This window comes from Streptococcus sp. HMSC10A01 (assembly GCF_001807785.1).
In the GTDB taxonomy this organism is placed as follows: Bacteria; Bacillota; Bacilli; order Lactobacillales; family Streptococcaceae; genus Streptococcus; species Streptococcus gordonii.
This window is the reverse complement of the sequence record NZ_KV790969.1, coordinates 1-16,685: the sequence shown is the minus strand read 5'-3', so window position 1 is coordinate 16,685 and position 16,685 is coordinate 1. Positions and strand designations below refer to the sequence as shown.

General features: G+C 38.6%; 17 protein-coding genes. 3 read left to right on the top strand and 14 right to left on the bottom strand.

Going from position 1 to position 16,685, the window contains the following annotated elements; all coding sequences use genetic code 11:
- Nucleotides 1-3: 3 nt before the first annotated feature.
- The 3 genes from efeO to nox all read right to left on the bottom strand — a co-directional run bounded on the left by efeO (nucleotide 4) and on the right by nox (nucleotide 4,055).
- The gene (efeO, locus tag HMPREF3108_RS04735; protein WP_070493503.1) at nucleotides 4-879 is read right to left on the bottom strand and encodes an iron uptake system protein EfeO; all 876 of its coding nucleotides are present in this window, start codon (nucleotides 877-879) and stop codon (nucleotides 4-6) included.
- A gap of 134 nt (nucleotides 880-1,013) precedes the next feature.
- Nucleotides 1,014-2,564 (bottom strand): ClC family H(+)/Cl(-) exchange transporter, encoded by a 1,551-nt coding sequence (locus HMPREF3108_RS04730; protein WP_061596668.1) that lies wholly within the window; start codon nucleotides 2,562-2,564, stop codon nucleotides 1,014-1,016.
- Nucleotides 2,565-2,678: 114 nt separating this feature from the next.
- Nucleotides 2,679-4,055 (bottom strand): H2O-forming NADH oxidase, encoded by a 1,377-nt coding sequence (gene nox / locus HMPREF3108_RS04725; RefSeq protein ID WP_008808643.1) that lies wholly within the window; start codon nucleotides 4,053-4,055, stop codon nucleotides 2,679-2,681.
- 277 nt (nucleotides 4,056-4,332) lie between these two features.
- Here nox and HMPREF3108_RS04720 point away from each other — a divergent pair, with 277 nt between their 5' ends.
- From HMPREF3108_RS04720 to HMPREF3108_RS04710, 3 genes are read left to right on the top strand one after another with little or no spacing between them, the layout of a single operon-like run.
- Nucleotides 4,333-5,262: an FAD:protein FMN transferase gene (locus tag HMPREF3108_RS04720; RefSeq protein ID WP_176744517.1), complete on the top strand. Its 930-nt coding sequence runs from the start codon at nucleotides 4,333-4,335 to the stop codon at nucleotides 5,260-5,262.
- A 19-nt stretch (nucleotides 5,263-5,281) separates the two neighbouring features.
- Nucleotides 5,282-5,887, top strand: a complete 606-nt coding sequence (locus HMPREF3108_RS04715) for an NADPH-dependent FMN reductase (protein ID WP_008808641.1) — start codon at nucleotides 5,282-5,284, stop codon at nucleotides 5,885-5,887.
- A 17-nt stretch (nucleotides 5,888-5,904) separates the two neighbouring features.
- Nucleotides 5,905-7,146 carry an NAD(P)H-dependent oxidoreductase gene (locus HMPREF3108_RS04710; RefSeq protein WP_045774054.1) on the top strand — a complete coding sequence of 414 codons (1,242 nt, stop codon included), beginning with the start codon at nucleotides 5,905-5,907 and terminating at the stop codon, nucleotides 7,144-7,146.
- 45 nt (nucleotides 7,147-7,191) lie between these two features.
- Here HMPREF3108_RS04710 and sdbB read toward each other — a convergent pair whose 3' ends face one another.
- From sdbB to HMPREF3108_RS04655, 11 genes are all read right to left on the bottom strand, one after another.
- On the bottom strand, nucleotides 7,192-7,749 hold the full coding sequence (gene sdbB / locus HMPREF3108_RS04705) for a thiol-disulfide oxidoreductase-associated lipoprotein SdbB (RefSeq protein ID WP_045774055.1): 558 nt from the start codon (nucleotides 7,747-7,749) through the stop codon (nucleotides 7,192-7,194).
- Nucleotides 7,750-7,826: 77 nt separating this feature from the next.
- On the bottom strand, nucleotides 7,827-8,537 hold the full coding sequence (gene ccdA2, locus HMPREF3108_RS04700; protein ID WP_012000576.1) for a thiol-disulfide oxidoreductase-associated membrane protein CcdA2: 711 nt from the start codon (nucleotides 8,535-8,537) through the stop codon (nucleotides 7,827-7,829).
- A gap of 279 nt (nucleotides 8,538-8,816) precedes the next feature.
- A complete protein-coding gene (locus HMPREF3108_RS04695) occupies nucleotides 8,817-10,520 on the bottom strand; it encodes a cache domain-containing sensor histidine kinase (protein WP_070493494.1) in 1,704 nt (567 codons plus the stop codon).
- Nucleotides 10,517-11,251 (bottom strand): response regulator transcription factor, encoded by a 735-nt coding sequence (locus tag HMPREF3108_RS04690; protein WP_070493491.1) that lies wholly within the window; start codon nucleotides 11,249-11,251, stop codon nucleotides 10,517-10,519. The genes HMPREF3108_RS04695 and HMPREF3108_RS04690 overlap by 4 nt, the downstream gene beginning before the upstream one ends.
- A 59-nt stretch (nucleotides 11,252-11,310) precedes the next feature.
- On the bottom strand, nucleotides 11,311-12,417 hold the full coding sequence (gene msrB, locus HMPREF3108_RS04685; protein WP_061596676.1) for a peptide-methionine (R)-S-oxide reductase MsrB: 1,107 nt from the start codon (nucleotides 12,415-12,417) through the stop codon (nucleotides 11,311-11,313).
- Nucleotides 12,418-12,432: 15 nt separating this feature from the next.
- Nucleotides 12,433-12,996 (bottom strand): TlpA family protein disulfide reductase, encoded by a 564-nt coding sequence (locus tag HMPREF3108_RS04680; protein ID WP_048780030.1) that lies wholly within the window; start codon nucleotides 12,994-12,996, stop codon nucleotides 12,433-12,435.
- Between the two features lie 68 nt (nucleotides 12,997-13,064).
- Nucleotides 13,065-13,388: a hypothetical protein gene (locus tag HMPREF3108_RS04675; RefSeq protein WP_045635336.1), complete on the bottom strand. Its 324-nt coding sequence runs from the start codon at nucleotides 13,386-13,388 to the stop codon at nucleotides 13,065-13,067.
- A 27-nt stretch (nucleotides 13,389-13,415) separates the two neighbouring features.
- The gene (gene ccdA2, locus HMPREF3108_RS04670) at nucleotides 13,416-14,126 is read right to left on the bottom strand and encodes a thiol-disulfide oxidoreductase-associated membrane protein CcdA2 (protein WP_012000582.1); all 711 of its coding nucleotides are present in this window, start codon (nucleotides 14,124-14,126) and stop codon (nucleotides 13,416-13,418) included.
- Nucleotides 14,127-14,268: 142 nt separating this feature from the next.
- The gene (locus HMPREF3108_RS04665) at nucleotides 14,269-15,303 is read right to left on the bottom strand and encodes a sensor histidine kinase (RefSeq protein WP_048780033.1); all 1,035 of its coding nucleotides are present in this window, start codon (nucleotides 15,301-15,303) and stop codon (nucleotides 14,269-14,271) included.
- Nucleotides 15,300-15,998: a response regulator transcription factor gene (locus tag HMPREF3108_RS04660; protein WP_048780035.1), complete on the bottom strand. Its 699-nt coding sequence runs from the start codon at nucleotides 15,996-15,998 to the stop codon at nucleotides 15,300-15,302. Before HMPREF3108_RS04660 ends, HMPREF3108_RS04665 begins: the two co-directional genes overlap by 4 nt.
- An 80-nt stretch (nucleotides 15,999-16,078) precedes the next feature.
- On the bottom strand, nucleotides 16,079-16,685 hold a 607-nt coding region (locus HMPREF3108_RS04655; protein WP_141738449.1), incomplete at its 5' end, for an SSURE domain-containing protein.

Genomic DNA, 16,685 nt, shown 5'->3' with positions numbered 1-16,685 from the left:
TCATTACTTCCCGTTTAAAATGACTCCCATTTGGGACAGAGGTTCACCAAGTTTTGTAACTGCTTCAGCTAATTCTTTAGTGTCCTCTTTAGTTAAGTCTGTGTATAGCTTATAGTGCTGACTATCTGTCATATGTTTATCTAAGAGGCTATTAACATTTTTAAATTCTTTTTCTAAAGAAGCTACAAGCTTTTCGTCTTTATTCTTAATAAGTGGTTTAAAAAGTTGGAAAATTTTCTCTGCACCCTCAATATTCGCACGGAAATCGTACAAATCTGTATGAGAGTAGATTTCTTCTTCACCAGTAATCTTGCTTGTTGCAACTTCATTTAATAAGTCAACAGCACCAGTTAGCATCATATCAGGAGTAACTTCTACTGTTGCAACTTTCGCCTTCAATTCTTTAATGTCATTAACCAATTGATGAGCATAAGTTTCTGTTCCAGAAGTGGTATTTTGTTCCCACAAGATTTTTTCAATACGGTGGAAGCCTGACCATCCTTCTTCAGTCTTATTCTCGTCCATATAATCAGCTAAACGAAAATCAATTTTTACATCAGACTCTCCAAAACTTTCAGCAATCGGTTCTGATCGCTCATAGCTCATTCGAATAAGTGGATAAATTTTCTTTGCTTCGTCAAGTTTACCTTCCTTAAGAAGAGATTCGAATTTTTCAGTATCAGTCAACAACTGATCGATTTGTCCTTCCACGAAAGTCTTATATTCTGACGTAGCCTTATCTAAAGCCTTCTTATCATCAGATGATAAAGTCACTTTTGCTTCACTACTACTTGAAGAAGTTTTGCTTGTGTTCGTATTTGCAGAACAAGCTGTCATGAGAACAGCCGCTAAAAATAGGACAAGTCCAATTTTTTTCATGGTCTATCTCCTTTAATTTCTAAATAATGTTCAAGAAATTATATCAAAAATTTTCTCATTTTTCAACGAATTGTCAGATAATTTAATCCAAATAAAAATCCCTTGTCAATTTCAAAAAACAAGGGAAGTAAATCTTATAGTAATAAGTCTTTTATTTTTCCAATTTCACGTTGTTTTACGACCAAATAAATCGTATCGCCTAAGTAGAGTTTAGTACTTCCGTTAACTGTATTCTTCTTACCTTTATGAATATTCATAACAATCAGAATGTCTGGCGGAAGATTTAAATCCCTCACCTGCCTGTTCGAAATTTTTTCGGAAACAGGAATTTCTATTAAAGTAGTCTCTCCATCATCTCCTATGTTATCTGGAAGCATTCTTTCTAACATGGCTTCATAGACTGGTGCTCCACCTAGCAGATCCATTATGATATAGGCTGTTAAGGTAACGATTGCTATAGGCATTAGATTTCTGATATCGCCAACCATCTCAGTTACCAAGATCATGGCTGTCAAGGGAGCTTTTGATATCGCACCAAAATAACCACTCATGCCTAAAATGATAAAAATTGGAAATTGATTCCAACTAACAAGCCCAAATTGCACACAGATATTTCCAACAATCGCTCCTAGTAGGGATCCCAGAGCTAAGATCGGTAGAAAAATACCACCCGGCAAACCACTTCCATAAGAGACCATACTCCAAACAAATCGAATAAGAAAGAAAGCAATAAGGCTTGTAAGTAAATAATTTTGTGAATGCAAGGAGAGAATCAATTGATTACCTCCCCCTAAAATTTGAGGCAAAAAATAACCAAGAGGTATAATAAAGACAAATGCCACTGCCGGATAATAGTTCGGCGATAAATGTAAAATTTTACCAATTTTTTTATACAAGTCTGGCATATACAGGACAACTTTTTCGTAAACATAACCTGAAATTCCTAAGAAAAGTCCCATAAGTAGATAAATCCAGTATTGTTCTAATTGCATAGCTGGAATATTATCAGGCATATCTAAAACAGGCGTAAGTCCAAAGATCACCAGAGAAACAAAGTTCGCTACTAAACTAGCTACCAGAGTTGAGATCCAAAAAAGCTTTGAAAAGTGGCGATAGACTTCTTCGACCACAAACAATAAACCTGCTATCGGAGCATTGAAGGCAGCAGCCAGACCAGCTGCAGCTCCACTAGCAATCAAAACCCTTTCTTCAACGGGACTAAGCTTAAGCCATTTTGCTAGCCCTTTGCCTCCAACAGCCCCTAGTTGAATACTAGGTCCTTCCCTACCTAACATGAGACCACTTGAAATAGCTAAAAAGCCAGCAAGAAATTTTTTCCATAACACACTCCACCAGTCCAAGGACATGAGCCCCTTCAGCTCAGCCTCTACTTGAGGAATACCCGATCCTTTAATATTCTTTTCAGACTTCATTAGCCAAGCAACCAAAAACATAATAAGTAGGTAAAGGATTAAAATTATTACTAGAAAAATTAAATTTTCATGGCTTTTTTCATACAAGGATTGAATCCAATGAAAACTCTTCTCAATCATGAGGCGAAAAAGACCTACAATACCTCCAACAAACAAGCCCACTAAAATCCCACGAAAAACTTGAGAAATAATAGAACTATTTGCCGACTGAAACTCTCTTTCAGGAAGAGATTGAACTACTTTTTCTTCCATATCTTCTCCTACCCTTTTTAAAACTATTGTACCATATTTTAAAATGGACCTAAACTATTTTTAAAAGTGGAACTGACAAGCAAAAAGCTCCTCAAAAAAGGAGCTTTCTTCGTTTTATTCAGCTGAAAGTGCAGCCATAGTGATGTAATTATATGGCTTGTTGAAGTGTGGTAAGAAGAACAAGTCCATAAGAGCAAGCTTATCTATTGTTACTTGTTCTTGAATTGCTAATGAGAACATGTGGATACCCATTGAAATCGAGATATCACGAGAAACCATTTGTGCACCTAAAACAATACGAGTATCCTTGTCATAAACGATTTTCAATGCTACTTCATGGTTATCGTGCTTGATAAATTCTGGTTTTTGCAAGTCGTTGAAACCAGTTTCTACTGCATTATAACCTGCTGCTTTCGCTTTTTCAAGAGTTAAACCAGTTGACACCATATGAAGGCCGTAGATTGAAATACCATTTGAACCTTGAACACCGATTCCTTCCAATTCATGTCCACAAGCATTGTGTGCACCCACGATACCAGAACGAACAGCATTTGATGCTAAAGCAATGTAGCTTGTTTCTTGACGAGCATTGTCGTAAATCGTTGCACAGTCACCAATAGCAAATACACCTGGGATTGAAGTTTCCTGTTTCTTATCTACAAGGAAAGCTCCGTTTCGGAACAATTCAATCTTTCCTGCTCCCAATTCTGTATTTGGACGGAAACCAACAGCAAGAACAACCATATCTACATCAAATGTTTCTTTATCAGTTACTAAGCGTTCAACCTTACCATCACCTTCAACTGCCTGTACAGTTTGACCAAGCGCCAAGCGAATATTGTGGTCTTCCAAATTCTTAGCCATCATTTGAGTAAAGTCTTTATCATAGTATCCATTCAAGACAGTATCTACGATGTCAACCAAAATAACTTCTTTTCCGAGACGCTCAAAAGCTTCAGCAAGTTCAACACCAATGTAACCACCACCAACTACAGCAACACGTTCAATATGCTTGCTCTTGTCTTGAAGTTTTTCAATAACTTCTTCTGCATTTTGGTATAGTTTTACAAATTGAAGATTTTCAAGAGTTGCTTTGAATTCACGATTTCCTTCAACAATTTCAGCACCTTTGATTGGAGGAATGATTGGAGTAGAACCTGTTGCAAAAATTAACTTTTCATAAGATTCAACATGTTCTTTACCATCTACTAATGCTGTAACTTCTTTTTTATCATAATCAATTGAAAGAACCGGAGCATTCATGTGAACTGTTGCGCCTTTTGCTTCTAACTTTTCTTTATCAGAGTAGAATAGGCCTTCAGCTCCATCGATTTGTTTTCCAATCCAAAGAGCCATACCACAACCAAGGAAAGAAATGTTTGAATTTTGATCAAAAACTACAATTTCATTTTCTGAACCATAATTATCAAGCATAGTATTAATACATGCTGTACCTGCGTGGTTAGCACCTACTACAACAATTTTACTCATAGAATAAATCCACCTTTAAAATTTAGTTTACCAGAGTATTATACCATTATTCTGTTAGCGGTTTCAACAAAAATGCTCAATATTTTTCATTTTTCTAAAAATCATATGAAAACACCTATTTACAGTCGTTCTTAAAAATCAGATTAATAGTAGGTATGGATGCAAGGAAAGCTACTTATTTTTTCTGAAAATATATAAAATTCATTTGTGAAAACGTTGTCTTTTTGATATACTAATAAGGTAGATTATGAACTATTTAGGAAAGGTTGTGATAAAAGTGGATCTCACTTCTAGATCCATTCGTTTAATGGGATCAACAATTAGCATTTCTGTTTTACATGAAAATGCTGACTTTCTTCTAGATGAGGTTTTTTCCTTATTAAAAATATATGAAAATCGTTTCAGTGCTAATGATGATAACTCAGAACTAATGCAGGTCAACCACGCTGCTGGAAAAGAGCCGATCTGTGTTCATCCTGATTTGTTCGAGCTAATAGAACTAGGAAAAAAACACAGTCTTATTCCAGGCAGTCATCTAAATATCACTATTGGACCCCTTATCCAAACTTGGCGTATTGGTTTTAAAGATGCCAGAGTTCCGAGTGATTCTGAGATTGAAAAGGTTCTTTCCTTGACCAATCCCGAAAATATTGAATTAGATCCAATATCCCGTTCAGTATTTTTGAAACAGTCTGGGATGAAGATTGACCTTGGTGCCCTCGCTAAAGGATATATCGCTGATAAAATCTCCCATTTCCTAAAAGAAAAAGGTGTCACTTCTGCTCTCATTAATCTTGGAGGGAATATCCTGACTATTGGTCAGAACCAACAAAATAATCGTTTATGGCGCATCGGAATTCAGAATCCAAAACTAGCTCGCGGAAACAACTTAGCCTTGCTGTCCATCCAAGACCAGTCTGTTGTTACTTCCGGGATTTATGAAAGAAAACTGAAAGCAAACGGCAAAGTCTATCATCATATTTTCGATCGAAACACTGGCTATCCAATTGATAATCAGTTAGCCAGTCTCACCATTGTTTCAGATAAATCAGTTGATGGAGAAATATGGACAACACGCTTATTTGGTGACAGCCCTAGTTCTATCTTAGAAAAAGTTGAGCAAGAAAATGGAATCGAAGCCTTCGTTATTACAGAAGATAATCAAATTTTTTATTCATCTGGTCTTACCCCAGAAATTATATCCTAAATCCAGAAAGGAACCTACTATGTTAAAACTTATCGCAATTGTTGGAACAAATTCTAAACGTTCCACAAACCGGCAACTTCTTCAATATATGTCTAAGCACTTTGCTGACAAGGCTGAAATCGAGCTGGTAGAAATTAAAGATATCCCAATGTTTAATAAACCTGCTGATAGAAGCGTGCCTGAGTTAGTATCAGAAATTGCCGAGAAAATCGATGCAGCAGACGGTGTACTCATTGGAACACCTGAGTACGACCACTCTATTCCAGCTGTACTCATGAATGCTCTAGCTTGGCTTTCTTATGGCATCTATCCCTTGCTGAACAAGCCGGTCATGATTACTGGTGCTTCTTATGGTACTCTTGGTTCCTCTCGTGCCCAGTTACAGCTCCGTCAAATTTTGAACGCTCCAGAAATCAAGGCAAATGTACTTCCAGATGAGTTCTTGCTCTCACATTCTCTTCAAGCTTTTGACCCAAGCGGGGATTTGGTGGATCTTGATGTTGTCAAAAAATTGGATGCTATCTTTGATGACTTCCGTATCTTTGTCAAAATCACTGACAAATTGCGCAACGCTCAAGAATTGCTTCGCAAAGATGCTGAAGAATTTGACTGGGAAAAATTGTAAGATAGGAGACTGAAAGAATGAAATTTGTTGGAATTGTAGGATCAAACTACGAACAATCATATAACCGAAAATTATTGGAATTCATCCGTCGCCAGTTCAAAATTAAATTTGAATTGGAAGTCTTAGAAATCGATGAAGTCCCAATGTTTAACCAGGATGAAAAATGGGATGAAAGCTTCCAATTGCGTTATTTGTATAACAAAATCACACGTGCAGACGGCGTCATCATCGCAACTCCTGAGCACAATCATACTATCAGCGCTCCTTTGAAAAGTGTCTTAGAATGGCTCTCTTACGAGGTTCATCCGTTCGAAAACAAGCCTGTTATGATCGTAGGGGCTTCTTACTACGACCAAGGGACTTCACGTGCCCAAGTTCACCTGCGTAAAATCTTAGACGCTCCAGGTGTAAATGCTTATACTTTACCTGGTAATGAATTTCTTCTAGGAAAAGCAAAAGAAGCCTTTGATAACAACGGTAATATCACTAACGAAGGAACTGTGAATTTCCTTGAATCATGCTTAGATAACTTTATCAAATATGTAGAGGTGGTTTCAAAATTGAAAAAACCAAAACCAATTGAACCTGAAGACTTAGATTGTGGAAAACCAATCGCTACAACGATTACAGAAGTTGATCCGGATGATCCAGAATGGGTAGAAAAAGTTGCAGAAATCACTGGCGCTGTTTCTGGAGATACTTATGTCAAACTTGACCATGGTATCTTGACTGTTAACCAGATTGATATGTTCTTGAAAGCTATGCCGTTTGAATTGACATACGCTGACGATAACAACCAATTCCTCTACTACAACAACGCTCACCAAGATCCAGACACCATGTTTGCCAAACGCGTGCCACCTCAATCAGGTAGTCGTATGTCAACCGTTCATGGTTCTCTTCCACCAGCACGTATGAAGAATGTGGAGTGGGTTATCGGAACACTTCGCAACGGAAACCAAGAATACGTCCGAACTATTGTTCCTGGTTCTCCTGCAGGTGTTATCAACACCCACAACTACCAAGCAATGTACTATCCTGATGGATCATACGCTGGTATCAATGAAATTGTCTTTAATTTCCAACCATGGCTCGACTGGTACTTAAAAGAAACTGGTCAACGTTTGGTTGGAGGTAGCGGACCATTTGCTCCTGCTGGTGGTCATGGAGATGCCGATGCTACTTCTGGTGCTTCTGATGCTGGCGGTCACGGAGATGGTGGAGGGGGTGCCGATGCCTCTTCTGGCGCAAGTGCTTAAGTAAAAAAAGAATGGAAATTTTATCCATTCTTTTTTATATTCTAGTTACTTCATTTCTTTAAAGGCAGCTTCAGCATCTTCATTACTAATAGCTCCAAATTGGATTTTACCAATTTTTCCTTGACTATCAATCAAGATTTCTGTTGGAATACTTCTAATCTGATAGGCCTGGAAGGTAGTTGCTTGACTATCATATAAAACTGGAACATCTTTATAGCCCTGCTCTTCAAACCATTTAGGGAAGTCTGTTTCAGACTTTTCACCCTGGATTCCTGGGGCGATGACACTTAAAATTTCGAAATCGCGGTCTTTCTTTCCAGCCAATTCTATTAGTTCTGGCATACTTTTCTTACATGGTCCACACCAAGAAGCCCAGAATTTCAAGTAAACTTTTTTTCCTTTATAATCAGATAACTTAACAGTTTTTCCGTCCATAGACTTCAAAGTAAAGTCAGGAGCTTCCTGACCGACAGCTATCTGACCTACAGCATTCTGTGTAGCTTGATTGCTACTGCTTTTTGTTTCCATTCCCATCTCGTCAGAGCAAGCAGTTAAAAACACTGCAGCTAACAAACCAACACCAAAAGTTAAATATTTTTTCATCACTTTCTCCTTTTATTAGAAAATATCAAATCCCAAAACATCAAAAATTTTTTTCAATTTGTTTACGGCACTAACACTTATCCAAATAACCCCGACAAGGCGTTCAACTGCCCAAGCATGAGCAAGATCCCCATCAGAATAATAATAGCACCCCCGATTTTTTTCAGAAGCCCCATATAAGGTTTAATTTTATTAAAATACTGCATAACAAAACTTGAAGCCAGAGCTAGAATAAGGAAAGGTAAGGCCATACCCAAGGTATAAATCAAGGTCAGAATAGCTCCCTGAAAAGCACCATTCCCTCCTGAAGCAGCCAGCGCTAAGACTGAACTTAGAATAGGACCAATACACGGAGTCCAACCAAAACTAAAAGTAATTCCCAATACAAATGCTGAAAGAAACTCGTTACGTTTACTATCTTTCTTAAAGGCGACATTTTTTTGCATTTGCAAGGGTTTAATATTGATTAATTCCATTTGGTGGACACCAAGTAGAATAATGATGATCCCCATAACATAGCGGAACCAAGATGAATTAATAATTGCTCCTAAAAAACCCGCCCCAAATCCTAAAATGAAGAAAACACATGATATTCCCGCTATAAAACAAAGAGTCTTAACAAGTCCATACCAGGCGATTTCTCTGCCTAAAAATCGAACCGTTCTGGGCTTATCTTCTGAATCTAATAAGATTCCGATATACACCGGAAGTAAGGGAAAAATACAGGGAGAGAAAAATGACAGCACTCCCGCTAAAAAAACTGAAACTGAGAAAAGTAAGCTTTCCATCATCCATCCTTCTTTTTTATTATGTTACTTAACAGAGATGAGAAATGAATTTTCTCAATAACTCTACTAGTTTTTTATAAACAATTTAGAGCTTTATTACAAAGTTCAACTGTTCTATAAACCATTATAAATGAAAGCGGATTATTTTTCACAAATTTGCTACGGTATTTTTTTATCATTTTCGTTCTAGCAAAATGATGAATTTTATTTAGAAAGTTTTTAAACAGAAAAAGCCGGAAAAATTCTTTCCGACTATATGTCATTTTATTCAATAAACGACTATTTATCATTGGATAGTGGCAGATATATTTTGATCAGAGTAAAGATATCTTGCTCCGACTGAATCTCCATATGGTAGTCTTCTCCAAACTGCAATCTTAAGCGTTGATCAACATTTTTGAGACCAACCCCACCTATGCGAAGAAGAGTCTTTTCCTCTGAATTTTGGGGATCAAAGCCACGGCCGTTATCATAGATAGACAGTATCAGCTGCCCCTCTTCTTCTGCTGACGTCACCCGAATCACGCCTTGTCGGTCAATTTCTTTGATGCCATGGTAGATGGCATTTTCAACCAAAGGCTGAAGTACTAGCTTGGGCAGTTTATAATCAGCTATAGATTCATCCTCTTCAATCTCATATTGGAGCTTGTCACCATAGCGCTGCTTTTGGATAAAGAGATACTGACGAACGTGATCAATCTCATCTTTGAGAGCAATCTGTTCGTGTCCTTGATTGAGTGCCAAGCGGAAATACTGAGCGAGTGATTTTGTTACCTCAACAACACGCTTGCTATCATTAAACTCAGCCATCCAGACAATCGTATCTAAAGTATTATAAAGGAAATGAGGATTAATTTGAGCTGAGAGAGCTCGGAGCTCATAGCGACGAACATTTTGTTCTTCAGTCTTGACAGCTTCCATTAGTTGTTCGATTTGATCCAGCATTTTATTGAACTGCTGAGCCAAGTCAACCAACTCTGGAGAACCCTTAGCCTCCGCTCGCAAATTTGAGTCACCTGCCCCAATCTTCAGAATGACTGTTTGTAGATTCTGGAGAGGCTTAATCCACAAACGCAGAACAAACCAAATACCAATCAAGCACAACAGGAGTGCTAAAACGCCCATTCCCACAAAAGAATAAAGCATTTGTGACTGAAGCATCTGTAATTGCTCTAATGAGGCAACGCCAATTAAAGTCCAATCACTATCTGGAATATCAATCTGGTAAACAAAGGCCTGCTTCTGGTCTGCATAACCATCCTTGACTGAGATATAGGGCTGCATCGCTTTCATTTCCTGACTGGAGGAATAAACACTCTTCTTAGGATGATAGACAAATTCATGCTGGCTATTAACAATAAAGCTAAAGCCCTTCTTTCCTAGCTGAAGCTGATCCAGATAGGCTTTGAGACTCTTATAGCCGATATCCAGACGTAAAACACCGAGATTCTGCCCTGCTTCATCCACTACCTCCTGAGTGACAGAAACAACCCACTTCTCCTTCTCTGATGACAGAGACTCTTTGCGAGCAGGAGTCAAAACAGGCATGGCTCTGGTATGGACAGCTTCCTGATACCATTTTTCATTCATCATATCAGAAGATGTCTGCATGCTGATTTGAGAATCTGTCGAGACCACGCGCCCGTCCTTGGTAACTAATACTGCCGACACTAAATCTGGATCTGTTTCAATGATAGTTTTCATCAAAGTTTGAACAGGAGTTTCACTGCTTTCTTGATTCTGAGCAAACTTACGAATCGCTTCTTCCTTGCTCAGTGTGGAGGTGGTTTGTTTTAATTTCTGCAAATAGGAAGCAATGAACTGCCCGCTTTGCTCCATACTATTGCGCGTCGTTCTCTCTGTCAGCTGCCGAATGGTCCCTGAGCTAGTCTGATAATAAAGGCTTCCAACAAGTCCCAAGAGTACAAGAACCAGAAGAAAGATATAAACGATCAACTGGATAAGAAGCGGATAGCGTTTCATTTCTCCTCTCCTTTTTTAAACTGCCGAGGTGTCAGCCCGACCACCTGCTTGAAGCGCTGAGAAAAATAGTTCATATCTTCAAAACCTACCTGCTCTGCTATTTCATAAATCTTCAAATCTGTAGTCAAGAGTAAGAGTTTTGCTTTTTTCATCCGTTCTTGAATCAAATAATCTTGAAAGGGCAAGCCTAGTTCTTTTTTTATGAGAACACTTAGGTAGGATGGGCTAAATCCTAGTTGAAAAGCCAAACTTTTCAGACTTAATTCTGAATCAGACAGTTGTGCATGAATAGCTTCTTCCATCTCAGAGCGCTGTCCCTGATCGACCAAGTTTTGAATCTGGGCTTTTTTACGTTCCTTATCAAGTTTGGTCTGCACTTTGGCCAACATCTCCTCAACATCTGTCTTGGAAAAAGGCTTAAGAAGATAGTCATCTGCACCTAGTTTAATGGCTGTCCTAGCATAATCAAAGTCATCATAACCTGTCAGGAAAACAATATGACACTTAGGATCCTTTTCTCTGGCTAGCTTGGCTAGTTCAAGGCCATTCATCTGTGGCATATTGATATCGGTCAGCAGGATGTCAGCAGGATTTTCCTGAAATTTTTGCCAAGCTTCTCTTCCATTTTCAGCCTGGGCAATGACTTGCATACCAAACTGCTCATAGTTTACTAAGGACGCAATTCCCTGTCTTACCAGATATTCATCCTCTACAATCATAATTGAATACACAAGATTCAACTCCTTATTTTAGCTGGATTTATTATAGCAAATTTTATCAAAAAAAGCTCTTAAACATAATCCAAAAGGTAGCCGTAGCCCTTCTCCTCCATCTCAGCTTTTGGAATGAACTTGATTGACAAACTATTAATACAATAGCGCAAGCCACCCTTGTCCTTAGGACCGTCTGTGAAAACATGGCCCAGATGGGAATTCCCAACCCGACTGCGAACTTCAGTCCGTGTCATATTAAAGCTCTTGTCTTCTTTGTAAGTCGCAACATCTGGACTGATAGGACGTGTGAAACTCGGCCAACCGCAGCCTGAGTCAAACTTATCCTTTGATGAAAAGAGAGGCTCGCCTGTTACCACATCCACATAGATACCAGCATCGAACTTATCCCAATAGCGGTTAGAAAAGGCCCGCTCTGTATCATTCTTTTGTGTGACTGCGTATTCTTCAGGAGAGAGCTTGGACTTAATCTCTTCATCACTGGGCTTAGTATAACGATTAGCATCAATAACAGGGTAGGCGGCTTGATTAACATCAATATGGCAATATCCATTAGGATTCTTTTTTAGGTAATCCTGATGATAGTTTTCAGCCTTAACATAGTTTTTTAATGGTTCTTTCTCAACAGCTAGAGGTTTATCGTACTTCTTAGCCACTTCATCAAAAACTTGATTGATGGTATTCAAATCTGCTTCATCCTTATAGTAAACACCTGTCCGATATTGTGTACCTTGATCATTACCTTGTTTATTTTTAGAAGTTGGATCAATAATACGGAAATAATGAAGTAAGATTTCTTTGAGAGATATCTTTTTAACGTTATAGGTGATTTTTACCGTCTCAGCATGACCCGTTTGGGAAACTAATTCATATTTGGTCGTGTCACCCTTACCATTTGCATAGCCAGACTCAGCGTCAATGACACCTGGTACTCTAGAGAAATATTCTTCTACACCCCAGAAACAGCCACCTGCCAGATAGATTACCCGCTTATCAGCTTCTTTAACATCTTCTTTCTTTTTCTTTACTACTTCCGTCTTACTCATTGAAGCTTTCTTAATCTGTTCAAAAGATGACTGATTGCTATTTCCGGCAATCACATAGACTAGTCCAAAGCAGACAAACAAGCTAAGGATAACCAGAAAAATTTTCCATTTTCCTCCCATGTTTATGGCTCCTTTCTACTTGATTTCTTTCAATGTTTTCTCAATATCTTCCTTGCTCATGTAGCCAATGTGTGTCTTGGCAAGTGAACCGTCACTGCCTAAGAAGAGTGCAGATGGATAAGATCGAATACCGTATTCTTTCAGCAATTCTCCCTTGGTGTCCATGAGAACTGGGAAGTCTTTGTAGTCCAAAGACTTATACCATTTCTTAAAATCATCTGCTGACTTTTCTCCATTAAAGGTCGGAGATACCACTGATAAGACGACATAGTCCTTCCCTTCCTGCTCCTTAGCCAAGTCATTAGTATCTCCAAGAGTGGATAAACAGATAGAACACCAAGAAGCCCAAAATTTTAGATAGACTTTCTTACCTTTAAAATCAGATAACTTGTAAGTCTTTCCGTCCACACCCTGCAGACTAAAATCCTTGGCCATCTTGGTAGATTGACCAGAATCAGCTTTTGTTTCTATATTACTTTTAGCGCTTTTAGAAACTTCCGAGTTTGTCTTCTGATTTGAACAAGCACCCAATAAGCCTGCACAAAGCAAACCCAGAGTTAATACAGTAATTTTTTTCATAGCTTTCCATCCTCTCAAAATAAGGAGAAAGCCGACAGGTATGACGGCTTCTTCTCTTTCTAATGATCTTATTTGTCAGAAGACATTTCTGACGAATCCTTCATATCTGAATCACTTGACTTCATTTCGTCTTTCTTCATATCATCTTTCATGTCAGACTTACTATCAGACATCATAGAAGAGTCCTTCATATCATCCTTTTTCATCTTATCATCTGACATGCTAGAGTCTTTCATTTCGTCTTTTTTCATGTCATCTTTTTTCATCTCATCTTTTTTCATCATACTGCTGTCATCCATCTTCTTCATGTCAGAATCTGATTTTTGATTAGAGCAGGCTGCTAAAGTAAAGATAGTAAGTCCAGCAATTGTAAGTGAAGCAATTTTTTTCATGATATTTCTCCTTTAATTATATAATATTTATCCAAATAATGATGCTAAAGCGTTTAGATTCCCAAGCATCAACAAAATTCCCATAAGTATAATGAGAGCACCACCAATTTTCTTGAGCGTTCCCATATGTGGTTTAAGTTTAGAAAAGCGTTGTAATACCCATCCAGAAGCCATAGCCATTGCTAGAAAAGGAAGCGCTAATCCAAGTGTATAAACCAACATAAGCAAACCTCCCTGAAGAGCGCCGTTGCCTCCAGAAGCAGCGATAGCTAAAACAGAACTTAGGACAGGTCCTACACAAGGTGTCCAACCAAAGCTAAAGGTAATCCCCAAGAGAAAAGCATTAAGAAAGTCACTTCTTTTACTATTCTTTTTAAGTTGAATGCTCTTTTGCTTTTGCAGTTGTTGGATATTGATAAGTCCCATCTGGTGGATCCCCAGCAGAATAACAATCCCGCCCAGAACGTAGCGAAACCAAGGGGCATAGAGGACTTGCCCCAAAGCACCAGCCCCATATCCTAAAACCAAAAACACAGTAGACAAACCGCCTATAAAACAAAGCGTTTTAACCATACCATACCAGGAAACTTCCCTCCCAAAAATCCGAATCGTTTTCGGCTGATCCGAATCCAGCAGAATACCTACGTAAACTGGCATGAGTGGTAAGATACAAGGGGAGAAAAAGGAAAGAATTCCCGCCAGAAAAACTGAAATAAAGAACAAAAAACTTGTTGCCATTTCAAAAACCTCTCTATCAATTTCTGACTTTAGTATAAAATAAAAATCTCCCTAAAAATAGGGAGATCGATTTGAAAAAACTTGAATTTGATTTTATCTTTCCCACACCAAGATTTAAAAGCTCATACAATTTACTATGGATTTATTTCAAGTTTAAACGAACGGTAAATGTGCTTCCTAGTCCATATTGACTTTCAACCGTAATTTCTCCACCTAACTGATGAGCCAGTTCCTGAGCAATGGCAAGTCCTAAGCCATGGCCACCCGTCTTCATATTCCGAGAGGTTTCCACACGGTAAAGGCGTTTAAAAATCTTATCCAGATCCTCAGGAGCTATGCCCTGTCCTTCATCCTTCACACTGATTGTCAAATCCTGCTCTGTTAATTGCGCTACAACTTCTACTTTGGTCCCGGGATCCGAGTATTTAAAGGCATTGTTCAGCAAGTTGACTAAGATACGGGAAAGTTTGTCATATTGGCTCTTCATTTTCGCAGATTCAGGAGATACTTGAATGTAAATGTCTCGCTCTTCTTGTTCTATCAATAGTTGAAATTCACTCATGGCCTCGATCAATAACTGGTCTAAAAAGATGATTTCAGCTTCGTTATCTGAATCTGTTCGAGGCTGAGCATTAAGAGTCAGAACATCCAACTCCTCTACTAGTTTATTCAAACGTTCTGTCTGACGACCAATAGTCGTTAAATAATGAACCTGCTCCTCTTCCTTGATCACTCCATCTAGAATTCCCTCTACAGTCGCTTGTATAGAAGTAATGGGTGTTTTAATATCATGAGAAAGCTGGGCAATCATCATACTCTTCTCCTGCTCACTCTCATCAAGGGATGCAAAGGTTTCTTGTAAATTATGAGACATATCGTTAAAAGCTTGACCTAACTCCTGAAATTCAATAGGTCCTTTGGCTTCAATCTCTGTCCCAAAATCCTTACCGGCTATATCCTGGGATTGTTTTTTTAGATGTCGCAGGGAAGAAAAGACTGGCGATAATAGGAAGAGACTAACTGTTGCTCCAATAAAACTAGCAACCAAAGTCATTCCAACCAAGAAATAAATCTCACTTTGCGCAATCAACATCCGCTGCACTGCCCAAAATACAACTAAGATTGTTAATAGGGTAGAAATCAGATACCCCACTAGGATGTAACTTTTTAACTTCATTTTCCACCTCGTGGTCTTTCCATCTTATACCCTAGCCCCCAGACTGTTTTGATGGCAGGAGTGTTCCCTCTAGCACGCTTGGTCAATTCTTGTCTGAGGGCATGGATATGAACATTGAGTGTGTTGGTATCATCTACATAGTCTTCCTGCCACACCTTCTCATAAAGTTCTGTCTTTGAGAACACTCTCTCAGGATTACTGGCTAATATCCAGAGTAGTTCAAAGGATTTCACTGTTAATTCTAGAAATTGATCTCCAATACGAACCTCATGAGTCACATGATTCATAACTAAATCACCGAGCTCAATTTGTTCTGTCTCGTCCCCACGCTGAAGACGACGCAAGATGTTATTGACTCTTAAAACTAACTCTCGAGGGCTAAAGGGTTTCGCGATAAAATCATCTGCTCCCAAGCTCAATCCATAAATCCTGTCCTGCTCGCTGGTCTTAGCGGTTGTAAAAAGAAAAGGTTGATCAGGAGCTAAATACTGAACCTCACTGATAAAATCATAACCATCCATATTTGGCATCATGATATCTGTGATGATTAGGTCAACGGATTTTTTTTTGAAAAGTTCTAAACCTTCCAATCCATCATGAGCCACTAAAACTTGGTAACCAGCCTGCAAAAGATAACGTTTTTGGATATCTAGGATATCCACCTCATCATCAACAAGTAAAATTGTCTTTTCCATTTGACTATCTCCTGATAAAAACAGTGTTATACTGGCTTTAGTATAACACTATTTTTAGTAATTTTTAAATGATTTGAATCTTAATCTTTTTGTTTTTCTTTCAAACCTAGAAGTCCAAGAAGACCTGCCAAGGCTAGTCCAAAGAAGCCAATGGTAGCTGTGGCTGTTTGAGCTTCACCAGTATTTGGTAGCGTAGATTTATCAAACTTTTTCGCTGTATCAGCCATTGAGCTAGAACTTGGATGATTAACCTTCATATCTGACATATGTTGCTCCTCTATCGCCATATCCTTAACTTTACCAATAGAATCTGTTTCAGAAGGCTTCGTATTCATCTGATCTGGTTGAGATGGCATTGTCGCCATTTCTTTTTCACGAAGCTGAATCGTTACTTGACGAGTTGCGATAAGATTTGTCAAATCTGGTTTGCCATCTTTAGAACCATACACTTTGACAGTAGCTTGGTAAGTTTGAGTGCCATTAGCACGAAGTTGGTCGAGAAGGGCTTGACCTTCTTTGCCTGTCGTGTTACCATTCAAATCCACTTCGTAGAAATATTGTCCTTTAGCCAAGCCTTCAAGTGGTAAGAGGGCTGGGTTCTTTGCTGAACCATTATCTGACCATGGGGCTTTGTCTGAGGCTTTTAACAAGAGGCGAGTCAACATACCATCACCACCGAAAGCTTCA

Excerpts from the sequence above, each read along its gene's own strand:
- efeO (WP_070493503.1), bottom strand. The coding sequence starts at position 879 with ATGAAAAAAATTGGACTTGTCCTATTTTTAGCGGCTGTTCTCATGACA.
- HMPREF3108_RS04730 (WP_061596668.1), bottom strand. The coding sequence starts at position 2,564 with ATGGAAGAAAAAGTAGTTCAATCTCTTCCTGAAAGAGAGTTTCAGTCG.
- nox (WP_008808643.1), bottom strand. The coding sequence starts at position 4,055 with ATGAGTAAAATTGTTGTAGTAGGTGCTAACCACGCAGGTACAGCATGT.
- HMPREF3108_RS04715 (WP_008808641.1), top strand. The coding sequence starts at position 5,282 with ATGTTAAAACTTATCGCAATTGTTGGAACAAATTCTAAACGTTCCACA.
- HMPREF3108_RS04710 (WP_045774054.1), top strand. The coding sequence starts at position 5,905 with ATGAAATTTGTTGGAATTGTAGGATCAAACTACGAACAATCATATAAC.
- sdbB (WP_045774055.1), bottom strand. The coding sequence starts at position 7,749 with ATGAAAAAATATTTAACTTTTGGTGTTGGTTTGTTAGCTGCAGTGTTT.
- ccdA2 (WP_012000576.1), bottom strand. The coding sequence starts at position 8,537 with ATGGAAAGCTTACTTTTCTCAGTTTCAGTTTTTTTAGCGGGAGTGCTG.
- HMPREF3108_RS04695 (WP_070493494.1), bottom strand. The coding sequence starts at position 10,520 with ATGAAACGCTATCCGCTTCTTATCCAGTTGATCGTTTATATCTTTCTT.
- msrB (WP_061596676.1), bottom strand. The coding sequence starts at position 12,417 with ATGGGAGGAAAATGGAAAATTTTTCTGGTTATCCTTAGCTTGTTTGTC.
- HMPREF3108_RS04680 (WP_048780030.1), bottom strand. The coding sequence starts at position 12,996 with ATGAAAAAAATTACTGTATTAACTCTGGGTTTGCTTTGTGCAGGCTTA.
- HMPREF3108_RS04675 (WP_045635336.1), bottom strand. The coding sequence starts at position 13,388 with ATGAAAAAAATTGCTTCACTTACAATTGCTGGACTTACTATCTTTACT.
- ccdA2 (WP_012000582.1), bottom strand. The coding sequence starts at position 14,126 with ATGGCAACAAGTTTTTTGTTCTTTATTTCAGTTTTTCTGGCGGGAATT.
- HMPREF3108_RS04665 (WP_048780033.1), bottom strand. The coding sequence starts at position 15,303 with ATGAAGTTAAAAAGTTACATCCTAGTGGGGTATCTGATTTCTACCCTA.
- HMPREF3108_RS04660 (WP_048780035.1), bottom strand. The coding sequence starts at position 15,998 with ATGGAAAAGACAATTTTACTTGTTGATGATGAGGTGGATATCCTAGAT.